Origin of the sequence: Neisseria leonii (genome assembly GCF_028776105.2) — a bacterium.
Lineage (GTDB): Bacteria > Pseudomonadota > Gammaproteobacteria > Burkholderiales > Neisseriaceae > Neisseria > Neisseria leonii.
Window position 1 is genome coordinate 1,884,881 of sequence record NZ_CP145606.1, and the last position, 13,290, is coordinate 1,898,170.

Annotated in this window: 14 protein-coding genes; all 14 read left to right on the forward strand. The window is 57.3% G+C overall.

Annotated features, from left to right (window positions below; translation table 11 throughout):
• Positions 1-2 precede the first annotated feature (2 nt).
• Positions 3-797, forward strand: a complete 795-nt coding sequence (locus ORY85_RS09080; protein WP_274571802.1) for a phosphatidate cytidylyltransferase — start codon at positions 3-5, stop codon at positions 795-797.
• An 85-nt stretch (positions 798-882) separates the two neighbouring features.
• Complete coding sequence (gene ispC, locus ORY85_RS09085) at positions 883-2,070, forward strand: 1-deoxy-D-xylulose-5-phosphate reductoisomerase (protein WP_274571801.1); 1,188 nt, start codon at positions 883-885, stop codon at positions 2,068-2,070.
• A gap of 1 nt (position 2,071) precedes the next feature.
• The gene (gene rseP / locus ORY85_RS09090; protein WP_274571800.1) at positions 2,072-3,412 is read left to right on the forward strand and encodes an RIP metalloprotease RseP; all 1,341 of its coding nucleotides are present in this window, start codon (positions 2,072-2,074) and stop codon (positions 3,410-3,412) included.
• 3 nt (positions 3,413-3,415) lie between these two features.
• Entirely contained in the window at positions 3,416-5,788 is a 2,373-nt protein-coding gene (bamA, locus tag ORY85_RS09095) for an outer membrane protein assembly factor BamA (RefSeq protein WP_274571799.1), read from the forward strand.
• Between the two features lie 86 nt (positions 5,789-5,874).
• Positions 5,875-6,375: an OmpH family outer membrane protein gene (locus ORY85_RS09100; RefSeq protein WP_274571798.1), complete on the forward strand. Its 501-nt coding sequence runs from the start codon at positions 5,875-5,877 to the stop codon at positions 6,373-6,375.
• 74 nt (positions 6,376-6,449) lie between these two features.
• Complete coding sequence (lpxD, locus tag ORY85_RS09105) at positions 6,450-7,514, forward strand: UDP-3-O-(3-hydroxymyristoyl)glucosamine N-acyltransferase (protein WP_274571797.1); 1,065 nt, start codon at positions 6,450-6,452, stop codon at positions 7,512-7,514.
• Between the two features lie 77 nt (positions 7,515-7,591).
• Positions 7,592-8,050, forward strand: a complete 459-nt coding sequence (gene fabZ, locus ORY85_RS09110; protein ID WP_274571796.1) for a 3-hydroxyacyl-ACP dehydratase FabZ — start codon at positions 7,592-7,594, stop codon at positions 8,048-8,050.
• Between the two features lie 54 nt (positions 8,051-8,104).
• Entirely contained in the window at positions 8,105-8,881 is a 777-nt protein-coding gene (gene lpxA / locus ORY85_RS09115; protein ID WP_274571795.1) for an acyl-ACP--UDP-N-acetylglucosamine O-acyltransferase, read from the forward strand.
• Between the two features lie 85 nt (positions 8,882-8,966).
• A complete protein-coding gene (locus ORY85_RS09120) occupies positions 8,967-9,446 on the forward strand; it encodes a hypothetical protein (protein WP_274571794.1) in 480 nt (159 codons plus the stop codon).
• A complete protein-coding gene (locus ORY85_RS09125) occupies positions 9,379-10,140 on the forward strand; it encodes a glycosyltransferase (protein WP_274571793.1) in 762 nt (253 codons plus the stop codon). The genes ORY85_RS09120 and ORY85_RS09125 overlap by 68 nt, the downstream gene beginning before the upstream one ends.
• A 38-nt stretch (positions 10,141-10,178) precedes the next feature.
• Positions 10,179-11,336: a lipid-A-disaccharide synthase gene (gene lpxB, locus ORY85_RS09130; protein WP_274571792.1), complete on the forward strand. Its 1,158-nt coding sequence runs from the start codon at positions 10,179-10,181 to the stop codon at positions 11,334-11,336.
• 51 nt (positions 11,337-11,387) lie between these two features.
• A complete protein-coding gene (gene rnhB, locus ORY85_RS09135; protein WP_274571791.1) occupies positions 11,388-12,017 on the forward strand; it encodes a ribonuclease HII in 630 nt (209 codons plus the stop codon).
• 91 nt (positions 12,018-12,108) lie between these two features.
• On the forward strand, positions 12,109-12,417 hold the full coding sequence (gene rplU, locus ORY85_RS09140; protein WP_274571790.1) for a 50S ribosomal protein L21: 309 nt from the start codon (positions 12,109-12,111) through the stop codon (positions 12,415-12,417).
• Between the two features lie 29 nt (positions 12,418-12,446).
• Positions 12,447-12,719, forward strand: a complete 273-nt coding sequence (rpmA, locus tag ORY85_RS09145; RefSeq protein WP_274571789.1) for a 50S ribosomal protein L27 — start codon at positions 12,447-12,449, stop codon at positions 12,717-12,719.
• Positions 12,720-13,290: the final 571 nt, after the last annotated feature.

The following is a 13,290-nucleotide window of genomic DNA, read 5'->3' on the forward strand; positions in this document are numbered from 1 at the left end:
CCATGTTGAAACAACGGATACTGACTGCATTGTGGCTGCTGCCGTTGATGCTGGTGATGCTGTTTTGGGCGGGCGATGCCGTCTGGGCACTGTTTACCGCCCTGATTGCGCTGCTGGCCTTATGGGAGTTTGCCCGGTTGGGGCGGTTTGATGCCCGTCTGATGCGCAATTATTTGACCGCCAGTGCGGTTTTGATGTTTGCCGCTTACGGCGGCGGCTGGCATTTGCCGCAGGCGGCTTGGCTGGCCGTACTGATATTTTGGTTTGCAGTCGTGCCGTGGCGGCTGCGTCGGCAGCCGCGTTTGCGCAGCACCGAAGAAACGTGGGTAACCGGCTGGCTGCTGGTACTGCCGTTCTGGTTCGGCTTGAACGAATTGCGGGCGCAGCAGGGGGCGTTGACTTTGCTGGCTGTAATGGGGTTGGTGTGGGTGGCCGATGTGTTTGCCTATTTTGTCGGCAAAGCATGGGGAAAAACCAAAATCGCCCCGCGCATCAGCCCCGGCAAAAGTTGGGAAGGTGCAATCGGCGGGGCGGTCTGCGTGCTGGTGTACATCACGCTGGTGCGCGCGGCCGGTTGGCCGGGTTTCGATACCGGCTGGCTGGCTGCCGCATTGGTCGCCTTGGTGCTGACGGCGGTCAGTGTGTGCGGCGATTTGCTGGAAAGCCTGTTTAAACGTCAGGCAGGCGTGAAAGACAGCAGCAATCTGCTGCCCGGCCACGGCGGCGTATTCGACCGTGTGGATTCCCTGATTGCCGTTGTCAGCGTTTATGCGGCCATTGCCGCGCTGTGCCTTTGAAATCACTCCGCAGCCAATCCGGCAGCCCGTTTTCAGACGGCCTGATGATAAAAGGCCGTCTGAAAACATAAAATAAAAGCAAAATATGAAACAAACCCTGACCATTTTGGGCGCAACCGGCAGCATCGGCATCAGCACGCTGGACGTGGTAGCGCGCCACCCCGGAAAATTCGACATTTTCGCCCTGACCGGCCACCGGCAGACGGCCAAGCTGGCCGAGCAGTGCGCGCGTTTTGCGCCGCAGTTTGCCGTTGTGGCCGACGCGCAGGCGGCGGCGGATTTGGCCGCACGGCTCAAAACTTTGAACGTGCGCACCGAAGTGCTGCACGGCGTGCAGGCATTGATTGATGTGGCGGCGGCAGAAGAAGTAGACGGCGTGATGGCGGCCATTGTCGGCGCGGCCGGTCTGCCGCCCACGCTGGCGGCGGCCCAAGCGGGTAAAACCGTTTATCTGGCCAACAAAGAAACGCTGGTGGTGGCCGGTGCCTTATTTATGGATACCGCGCGTGCCGCCGGTGCGGCCGTGCTGCCGGTGGACAGCGAACACAATGCGGTTTATCAGGTGCTGCCGTCGGACTTTGCCGCAGGCCGTCTGAAAGAAAGCGGCATTGCGTCGATTATTTTAACCGCATCGGGCGGGCCGTTTCTGTACACCGATGCGGCCGCGCTCGACAGCATCACGCCCGAGCAGGCGGTCAAACACCCCAACTGGCAGATGGGGCGCAAAATTTCCGTCGATTCGGCCAGTATGATGAACAAAGGCTTGGAGCTGATTGAGGCGCATTGGCTGTTCGGTGCGGCGGCGCAGGAGCTGGAAGTGGTGGTGCACCCGCAAAGCGTGATTCACAGCATGGTGCGCTATACCGACGGTTCGGTGCTGGCGCAGATGGGTACGCCCGATATGCGCACGCCGATTGCCTATTGTCTCGGCCTGCCCGAGCGGATTGAAGCCGGTGTTGCACCGTTGGATTTCGGCCGTTTGGGCGGATTGACTTTCCAAGCCCCCGATTTTGACCGTTTTCCCTGCTTGAAACTGGCATATGAGGCCATGCGTGCGGGCGGCAGTGCGCCCTGTGTGCTGAACGCCGCCAACGAAGTGGCCGTAGCCGCTTTTCTTGACGGCCGCATCCGTTTTACCGATATTGCAGGCGTGGTGGCCGAATGTCTGGCGGGCGGTTATTCAGACGGCCTCGACAGCGTGGCCGACCTGCTGGCGCAAGATGAGAAAACCCGTGCCGACGCTTGGGCGGCCGTTACCCGTTTAGGAAACTGATTTGCTGACCCTGATTGCTTTTTTAACCGCCATTTTGCTGTTGGTGAGCCTGCACGAATTCGGCCACTATATCGTCGCGCGCTGGTGCGGCGTGAAGGTGGTGCGTTTTTCCGTGGGCTTCGGCAAGCCGTTTCTGCGCAGAAAGCGCGGCGATACGGAGTGGTGTCTGGCACCGGTTCCGCTGGGCGGTTATGTGAAGATGGTGGATACGCGCGAGGGCAATGTCGCGCCCGAAGACCTGCCTTATGCTTTCGACAAACAGCATCCGGCCAAAAAAATCGCCATCGTAGCGGCCGGTCCGCTGACCAATCTGCTGCTGGCCGTGCTGCTTTATACGGCGAGTTTTTCACTGGGCGTTACCGAAATCCGCCCGTATGTCGGCACGGTCGAACCGGCCGGAGTGGCGGCCGGTGCGGGCTTTGCCGCCGGCGACAAAATTCGCAGCGTGAACGGCAAAAGCGTGGCCGAATGGAGTGAAGCGCAAACCGAAATCGTGATGAATTTGGAGGCGGGGCGCGTGGAAGTGGCGGTGGAAACAGCAGCCGGCCAGCCCGCCGTGCGCGTGATCGATATTGCCGGTACGCCTGCTGCCGAAAACGTGATTAAAAACCAGGGTTTTATCGGCATGAGCCCATATAAAATCACGACTGTGCTGGCCGAAGTGGTCGAGCAGGGAGCGGCGGCCAAAGCCGGACTGCGCGCGGGCGACAAACTGGTGTCGGCCGGGGGCAGGGAAATCGGCGATTGGCGCGAATGGGTGGCACTGCTGCGGGAGAGTCCCGGCAAAAAACTGAATATCGGTTATGAACGCGGTGGCGAGCGGCTGTCTGCCGACTTGCGCCCCAATTCGGTGGAACTGCCGGACGGAACACTCATCGGGCAGGCGGGCATCCGGCCGCAGGCAGATGAAACATGGGCGGCGCAGGTTCGCCGCGAATACCGGCCGACGGTGGGCGAAGCCGTTCAGATGGGTTGGGCGCGCATGAGCAGTTATGCCGGTATGACGGTCCGGTTTTTCGGCCGTCTGATAACGGGGCAGGCTTCGCCCCGGCATATTTCCGGCCCGCTCACCATTGCCGATGTGGCCGGGCAAACCGCCGGATTGGGCGTGCAGGCTTATTTGGAGTTTTTGGCATTGGTCAGCGTGAGCCTGGGCATTTTGAATTTACTGCCCGTTCCGGTGTTGGACGGCGGACACTTGGTGTATTATACCGCCGAATGGCTGCGCGGCCGTCCGTTGAGCGAGCGCGTTCAGGCGGCCGGTATGCGCATCGGCATGATGCTGATGCTGATGCTGATGTTTCTGGCCTTTTTTAACGATATAACCCGTTTGTTTGGATAGTTTATGAAATTGAAAAAACTTACCGTTACCCTGATGGCGTTGGGCCTTTCTCCTTTGGCACTGGCGGATTTTACCATTCAGGACATCCGCATAGAGGGTTTGCAGCATACCGAACCGGCCACTGTGTTCACCTATCTGCCGGTAAAAGTCGGCGACACGTTCAGCGACAGCAAAGGCGGCGAAATCATTCAAAATCTGTATGCGACGGGTATGTTTGACGATGTGCGTGTCGAAACCATGGGCAGCCAGGTTTTACTGACGGTGGTCGAACGTCCCGTTATCAGCGGCCTGACTGTCAGCGGCGGCAAGCTGATTCAGAACGATGCCGTTCAGAAAAGTTTGAGCAATTTCGGCTTGGGACAGTCCCAGCCGTTCAATCAGGCCACCTTAAACAGCGCGGTGGCCGCATTGAAAGAAGAATACCGCAAGCAGGGTAAATACGATGTCGAAATCACGCCCACCGTCAGCCGCCTGGCGCGCAACCGTGTGGCGGTGGATTTGGCCATTAACGAGGGGGAAACCACTACTATTTCGGACATCGATTTCGAGGGTAACGAGCGTTATTCCGACCGCCAGCTGCGCAACCAAATGTCGCTGAGCGAGAGCGGTATGTGGACCTGGCTGACCAAAAGCAACCGCTTTGCCGAAGACAAATTCCGCCAAGACCTTTCCCGCCTGACCGATTTCTACAACAACAACGGCTATTTCGATTTCCGCATTGTCGATACCGAAATCGGCGAAGGCGACAAACCGAACCGGCAGAAAATCAAAATAACCGTCCATGAAGGCGGACGTTACCGCTGGGGGCAGGTGCGTATAGAAGGCGATACGCGCGAAGTACCGAAAGCGGATTTGGAAAAACTGCTGAAAATGAAAGAAGGCAAATGGTACGACCGCTCGCAAATGGTGGACAGCATCAGTGCCATTCAACGCGTATTGGGCAGTGCGGGCTACGCATTCAGCGAAATCAACGTGATGCCGCAGCCGCGCGACGGTGTCGTCGATTTTGTCCTGCTGATTGATCCGGGCCGCAAGGTTTACGTCAATCAAATCCAGATTTCGGGCAACAACAAAACACGCGACGAAGTCATCCGCCGCGAACTGCGCCAAATGGAAGCGGCGCCGTTCGACCAGTCTAAAATCGACCGTTCCAAAGAACGGGTGGAACTGTTGGGCTATTTCGACAATGTGCAGTTTGATGCACGGCCGGTAGCGGGTACGCCCGATCAGGTTGATGTGGCGGTCAGTGTGAACGAGCGCTCTACGGGATCAATCGATTTGAGTGCGGGCTGGGTGCAGGATACGGGTCTGGTGTTGTCACTCGGCGTGGCTCAGGACAATCTGTTCGGAACCGGCAAATCGGTTTCTGCACGTATGTCGCGCAGCAGCACCACACAAAACGCCTCGCTGTCGTTTACCGAACCCTATTTCACGCCTGACGGTGTCAGCATGGGTTACGACATCTACGGCCGCGTTTATGATCCGCGCAAAGCCGGTTCCACCAGTTCCCAGCAGTATAAAACCACCACCATCGGCACCGGTATCCGCATGGGTGTTCCGGTTACAGAATACGACCGCATCAATTTCGGATTGGGTGCCGAACGCTTGGGGGTAAACACCTATAAGGGAGCGCCCAAGCGCTATCGCGACTTTATCCGCCAATACGGCAAGGGTGTCGACGGTGTGGGCAAATTCCAAGGCTGGATTATGAAGGGCAATATCGGCTGGGGGCGCAACAAAACCGACAGCGCGCTGTGGCCGACACGCGGCTATATGACCGATGTCAGCCTGAATGCGGGACTGCCCGGCGGCGATCTGCAATATTACAGTCTGACGCACAACCAACGCTGGTTTTTCCCGCTTTCGCGCGACTTTACCCTGATGCTGGGCGGGCAGGTGGGTTATGCCAACGGTTACGGCAAAACCAAAGAACTGCCGTTTTTTGAAAACTTCTACGGCGGCGGTTTGGGTTCGGTACGCGGTTATGAAAGCAGCACGCTCGGTCCCAAAGTGTATGATGCCGACGGCAGCAAAATCAGCTACGGCGGCAATAAAATGGCAGCCGCCACCGCAGAGCTGCTGTTCCCCTTCCCGGGCGTGAAAGACAGCCGGACCGTGCGCCTGAGCCTGTTTGCCGATGCCGGCAGCGTGTGGGACGGCAAAACCTACACCTCAGCCGACAGCGACAACGGCCGCAGCGTTTACGGTCGCAACCACCAATCGACTTTCAAAGAAGAGTTGCGCTATTCTGCCGGTGCGGCGCTGACCTGGCTCTCGCCCCTGGGGCCGATTAAATTGAGCTACGCTTATCCGATCAAGAAAAAAGATACCGACGAAATCCAGCGTTTCCAATTCCAACTGGGTACGACATTTTAAGGTATCCGTTTCAGAATCCGCCCGCATTCAGACGGCCCGGACCTCGCAGGCCGTCTGAATGCGGGTATAGAAGTAAAGGCAGAACCATGACAAACAACCGTGTAATCCGTTGGGGCGCCGCCCTGCTGTTCGGCAGCCTGCTGTCGGGCAGCGTGTGGGCGGAGAGTATCCAGAAGCTCGGTTTTATCAACACCGAGCGCGTATGGCGTGAATCGCGGCAGGCGCAGAGCATCGAAAAAACATTGGAGCGCGAGTTTTCCGGCCGCCGTCAGGCACTGGAAAAAATCGAACGGGAAGGCTTGGCTTTAGAAAAGCGGGTTGCGGCGGAAAAAGATGCGGTACGCCGCAGCAGCCTTTTGGCGAAGCTGGACGCAATGAGCCGGGAATACCGCATCAAACAGGCTGAGCTTGATGAAGACTATAACCTGCGCCGTAACGAAGAGTTTGCCGCTTTGCAGCAAAACGCCAACCGCGTGATTATCGATCTGGCGAAAAAAGACGGCTACGATCTGATTTTGCAGGATGTGGTTTTCATCAACGGCAAATTCGACATTACCGACGAAGTCATCCGCGAAATGAACCGGTGATGCGGCCGCGCGGTCGGAATACCGTTTTTCAGACGGCCTGTTCAGCCGTACCGTATCCGGAACCCTATTGATTTATGCACACATTCACGCTTTCAGAAATCGTTGCCCGGCTGGGCGGCTCGCGTCACGGCGAAGACATCGCCGTAACGGGCGTGCGCCCGCTGGCCGAGGCCGGACACAGCCATATCGGCTTTCTGGCCAACCCCAAATACAAAGCGGACGTCGCCCGCAGTGCGGCCGGAGCCGTGATTGTCTCGGAGCAAGCAGCGGCGGAGTTTCCCGGCCGTAATCTGATTGTCACCGCTGATCCTTATCTGTATTTTGCCCGTGTGGCACGCCTGTTCGCACCCGCAGCCGAAGCCTTCCCCGGCATACACCCCAGTGCGGTAATCGAAGCGGGTGCGCAAGTGCCTGCCAGTTGCGAAATCGGCGCGCACGTCTATATCGGCGCAGATACCGTGCTGGGCGAGGGCTGCCGTATTTTGGCCGGCTGCGTGATCGAACACGGCTGTACGCTAGGCGATAAGGTACTGCTGCACCCCAATGTTACGGTTTACCACGGCTGCACCTTGGGCAACCGTGTGGAAATCCATTCCGGTGCCGTGATCGGGGCAGACGGTTTCGGCTTGGCTTTTGCCGGTGATTCTTGGCTGAAAATCCCGCAAACCGGTGCGGTGGTATTGGGCGACGATGTCGAAATCGGTTCCAACAGCAATATCGACCGCGGTGCGATGAGCGATACCGTGATCGGGCAGGGAACCAAAATCGACAATCAGGTACAGATCGGCCACAACTGCCGCATCGGCCGCCATACCGTGATTGCCGCACAGACCGGTATTTCCGGCAGCGTAACCGTGGGCGATTACTGTATTTTCGGCGGCGGTGTAGGAACAGTCGGCCACATCGAAATCGCCGACAAAACCACCATCGGCGGCGGCAGCAGCATTACCCACAGCATCAAAGAAAGCGGCCGGCACATCGGCGGACCGTACCCGATGCAGAGCCATAAAGAATGGGCGCGCAATGCCGTGCATATCCGGCATCTGAACGAGATGAACCGGCGGATTAAAGCACTCGAAGCCCGTTTGGGCGCGCAGGAACACGATACTGCCGACGGTGAAAACGGCCGGGCCGTCTGAAACCGCATTGTGCCACGCAACCAAACCGACAAACTGCCGTTTCCGTCTATCGGTACGGCAGCCAGGAAGAGACGATTATGAATATTCAATTACCCATCGAAGCCCGCGAAATCCAAAACTATCTGCCGCACCGCTTCCCCTTTTTACTGATTGACCGCGTAACCGCCGCCGAGCCCGGCCAATCGCTGACCGCCATCAAAAACGTCACCATCAACGAACATTTTTTCCAAGGCCATTTTCCCGAAATGCCTGTGATGCCCGGCGTGCTGATTGTCGAAGCCATGGCGCAGGCCTGCGGCGTGCTGGCCGTCATCTCCCAAGGTGCGGCCGCACGTCAGGAAGGCGAAGTTACCCTGTTTGCCGGTTTGGACAATGTGCGCTTTAAGCGCCCTGTGCTGCCGGGCGACCAATTGGTGTTTGAAGTCGAACTGCTGGCGCACAAGCGCGGCATCGGCAAATTCCACGCCGTCGCCAAAGTGGACGGCCAATTGGCCTGTGAGGCCGATATTATGTGCGCCCAACGGCAGGCCTCATAAAACCCGTCAGGCCGTCTGAAATCTGCCGCAGTACCGTTTGACAAGGAAAAGCTGATGACCCTGATCCACCCTACCGCCGTGATTGATCCGCAAGCCCAGTTGGATTCGAGCGTCAAAGTCGGTGCCTATACCGTGATCGGACCGAATGTGAAAATCGGTGCCGGTACGGAAATCGGCCCGCACGCCGTGATTGACGGGCATACGGAAATCGGCGGGAACAACCGCATTTTCCAGTTTGCCAGTCTGGGTGCGCAGCCGCAGGACAAAAAATACCGTGGCGAGCCGACCCGCCTCATCATCGGCAACGGCAATACCATCCGCGAATTCACCACGTTCAACACCGGTACGGTAACCGGTATCGGCGAAACCCGCATCGGCGACGACAACTGGATTATGGCCTACTGTCATCTGGCGCACGACTGCGTGGTCGGCAGCCACACCGTGTTTGCCAACAACGCCTCGCTGGCCGGCCATGTTACCGTCGGCGACTATGTGATTCTCGGCGGTTACACGCTGGTGTTCCAGTTCTGCCGCATCGGCGATTATGCGATGACGGCGTTTTCCGCAGGCGTGCACAAAGACGTGCCGCCGTATTTCATGGCGGCGGGCTACCGTGCCGAACCGGCGGGCATCAACAGCGAAGGTATGCGGCGCAACGGTTTTACCGCCGAGCAGATTGCACGCGTGAAAGATGTCTATAAAACGATTTATCTGCGCGATCTGCCGTTTGAAGCGGCCAAAGCCGAAGTGCTGCGCCGTGCGGAAAGCGAAGCCGAGCTGGCCGTGTTTGCCGGTTTCTTCGCCCAATCGAGCCGCGGGATTATCCGTTGAGCCGGGGTTGCCGCCGGGCCGTCTGAAAACCGTGACCGCCGTTTTCAGACGGCCTGAATGTTCTGTTTCCGATGGGCAGAAAAATATGGATATCGCACTTTTATGCTTTGGAGTGGGCAGTATTGCCAGTATTTCCGGTACGGAAAAAGTTTTTGTCGATATGGCCAATGCCATGACTGTGCGCGGGCATCGGGTGTATGCGGTATGGAATGATGAGCCGGGTGTGGTGCCGCACTATCCGTTTTCGGCGGACGTGCGGCAATATAATTTGGGCTTGGGCAAAATACGCATTCCGCTGTCGGCCAAATTGATGCGTGAAGTGGAAAAACGGTTGCGGATTTACCGCATGAATCCGGCAGATGCGTTTAAAGTCCGACAGTTGGCGGCGGCGGTGCGGGAAAATGTCCCCCTAAATGAGATTGATGTCTTTGTCTGTTTTGAATTTAACAGTGTCATGGTCGCCAACCGTCTTGCGGGGGGGGCGGCCGGTAGCCGCGATGGTGCACAATTCCGTCGGCAACCAAATCGCGCGGCTGACCCCGTGGCAGCGGCGGGAGGCGGATAAAGCCGATGTTTATCAAGTGCTGCTGCCGGGCTTTGTGGCGCAGGCCGGACGGTTTTTATCTACTGAAATCGTGTGTATCGGCAATGCGGTGCCGCAGGTGGAGGAGCGGGATTGTGCCGATTTGGCGGCACACCGGCCGCCGTTTAAAATAGTAACGGTCGGCCGGATTGAGCCGGAACAGAAGCAGACGCTGGTATTGGTGCGGGCATTCGCTGAAATCGCGCGGGATTACCCCGATTGGCAGCTGCATTATTACGGCCCGGTCAGCGATGCGGCATATCATCATCAGATTCGGCGGTATATTGACCATCACGGTTTGTCGCAGCAGATTGTGTATGGCGGTACCACGCAAGATGTGTTGTCCGTATTGCGTACGGCCGATATTTTCGGCTTTCCTTCGGCTCATGAAGGGTTCAGCCTGGCACTGACAGAGGCGATGGCGGCAGGACTGCCTGCGGTCGGTTTTGCGGCTGCCGAAGGGGTGAATGATCTGATTGAGGACGGTGTGAACGGTTTGTTGGCAAAAGACGAAGCCGGGTTTGCGCAATGTCTGGCTTCGCTGATGCGGGATGCCGGATTGAGGCAGACGCTGGGGCGGGCGGCACACGAATCGATGAAAGCGTACAGCCCGGATTCGGTTTGGCAGCAGTGGGAGCAGTTGCTGGCCGGTCTGGTTGCACGGCGCAGGCGGTAATCCGATGTTTTTTTCTCTTGATTGGCAGGTGTGGGGATATGCGGGAATATAAACGGCCGGTAATTGCCGTCAGCGTGGGCGAGGCTTCGGGCGATTTGCTCGGCGGCCATTTGCTCGAAGCTCTGCGCCGCCGCTGTCCGAATGCCCGGTTTGTCGGTATCGGCGGCCCGCGCATGACGGCACAGGGTTTCGAGAGTCTGTACGATCAGGAAAAACTGGCGGTGCGCGGCTTTGCCGAAGTGGTACGCAAGCTGCCCGACATTCTGCGTATCCGCAAAGGGCTGATACGCGATATGCTGGCTTTGCAGCCCGATGTGTTTGTCGGTATTGACGCGCCCGATTTTAATCTGGCGGTGGAGGAGAGGCTCAAACGCGCGGGCATTCCCACCGTGCATTATGTCAGTCCGTCGGTGTGGGCGTGGCGGCGGGAGCGGGTGAACCGGATTGTACATCAGGCGGATAGGATATTGTGCCTGTTTCCGATGGAGCCGACGCTGTATCGGGCGGCAGGCGGGCAGGCGGAATTTGTCGGTCACCCGCTGGCGCAGACCCTGCCTGTGGCAGCAGATAAAGCAGCGGCGCGGCAGCAGCTGCGCATAGAGCCGTGGCGTACCGTATTCTGCCTGATGTCCGGCAGCCGCGTGAGTGAAATCGATTATATGGCACCGCTGTTTTTTCAGACGGCCAAGCTGCTTTTGGCGCGTTATCCGAGTGCCGTATTCCTGTTGCCGGTGGCGACCGCCGCCACCCGCGCCCGTTTGCAGGAAATTTTGGCCGGCGATGATTTCAAACACCTGCCCGTCCGACTGATGAACGCCCATGCCGATTTGGCCTGTACCGCTGCCGATGTGGTGCTGGTTACCAGCGGGACGGCCACGCTCGAAGTGGCTTTGTGCAAGCGGCCGATGGTCATCAGCTACCGCATTTCGCCGCTCACTTATGCCTATGTGAAACGGAAAATCCGCGTACCGCACGTCGGCCTGCCCAATATCCTGCTGGGCAAAGGGGTTGTGCCGGAATTATTGCAGCATGAAGCCGTGCCGGAAAAACTGGCCGCCGCCGTTGCCGAATGGTACGAATCGCCGCGCGACACCGCCGCGTTGCAGCGGGATTTTGAAAATCTGCATCTGATGCTGAAAAAAGATACCGCCGCCTTGGCGGCCGAAGCCGTCTTGCGTGCGGCAAAAATATTGTGAAGTTTTGTGCATTGATCATCTACCGGCCCTTAACCGACAGGCCGTCTGAAAATGGATACAGCCGACCACATTTCCCCTTTTGTGCCGGCGGCCGGTGTGGACGAAGCCGGACGCGGCCCTTTGGCGGGCAGCGTATTTGCCGCCGCCGTGATTCTGCCGCCCGTGTACGATTTGCCGGGTTTGACCGATTCCAAAAAACTCAGCGAAAAAAAGCGCGATACTCTGGCGGTTCAGATTAAACAGCAGGCCGTAGCGTGGTGTGTGGCACAGGCCGATGTCGGAGAAATCGCCCGCCTGAATATCCTGCACGCCACCCTGCTGGCGATGCGGCGCGCTGTGGCCGGCTTGGGCGGACAGGCACAATATGCGTGGATAGACGGCAACCGCATTCCGCCCGATTTGGGCATACCGGCCCAAGCCGTGGTACAGGGCGACCGCACCATTCCCGCCGTTTCCGCCGCTTCCGTCCTGGCCAAAACCGCGCGCGATGCGCAAATGTATGCGCTGGCCGAACGCTTTCCCCAATACGGCTTCGACAAGCATAAAGGCTACGGTACGGCACAACATTTGGCCGCACTGCGCCGTTACGGCGCACTGCCCGAACACCGGTGCGGTTTTGCGCCGGTGCGCACGATATTGGCACAAGGCCGCCTGTTTGCCGACGGGGCAGAGGCCGTCTGAAAAACATTTGACAAAACAAACAAATAATATTATAGTTTCTTGTTCCGCACATGGGGTGCGGAGAAATAACCAAATTCTCATGGAGTTGAGTATGTACGCGGTCGTAAAAACCGGCGGTAAACAATACAAAGTTACCGTTGGCGAAAAATTGAAAGTAGAACAGATACCTGCCGAACTCGACAGCCAAATCGAACTGAACGAAGTTTTGATGATTGCTGACGGCGAATCTGTAAAAGTAGGCGCACCTTTTATCGAAGGCGCGAAAGTAACGGCCAAAGTGGTTGCCCACGGCCGTCACGACAAAGTCCGCATTTTCAAAATGCGCCGTCGCAAGCACTACCAAAAACGTCAGGGCCACCGCCAAAATTTCACCCAAATCGAAATCGTGGCCATCGCCTGATTTTGATTCAAGTTTAGGAGCATATCACCATGGCAAGTAAAAAAGCTGGCGGCAGCACCCGCAACGGCCGCGATTCGGAAGCCAAACGTCTGGGTGTCAAAGCCTACGGCAACGAACTGATTCCGGCAGGTTCCATCATTATCCGCCAACGCGGTACCCGTTTTCATGCCGGCGACAATGTCGGTATGGGTAAAGACCACACTTTGTTCGCCAAAGTGGACGGTTATGTCGAATTTGCCGTTAAAGGCCGTCTGAACCGTAAAACAGTCAGCGTCCGTCCCTACACCGGCGCGGAAGAATAATATCCTGTGCCGAAAAGCCCGCTATGAAGCGGGCTTTTTTATTGTCTGTCTGTTTGCGGTCAACGGTGCTGCCAGGTGGATTTGGAAATATATGACTGTCCGTGCATGTCGGATTCTCGAATCCGACATGTTCATACAGTAATGTATTGGTGCATGGGCAGGTATGGTCGGATACGGAGTATCCGACCGACAAAATTCAGTTGAAATCAGGACGACGGGTTTTGGAAACAGGCGTTTTTCTTGGAAATATGGCGAAGCTATCCGAGTAGGTCGGATTCTCGAATCCGACAGATCCAGTATATTGGATGGACAGACATTGTCGGATACGGAGTATCCGACCTACATGATTGGCTGCCGAATCGGGTGTTTTTATCAAAATGTTTGGGGATTGTCAGCTTAGGGGTAGCCGATTGACAAGATAGATTGAAGCAAAGAGTGTTTTGTCTAATTTTCGAATCCGACTTTTTTGAACGTATGGCCGGAGACTTTGACTCAGCCGACTGAGACGGAAGGCAGAATCCGTTTGCTTGGCGCGAGATTGTTTTAGCGTGATGGCGGGTAATGAATGATA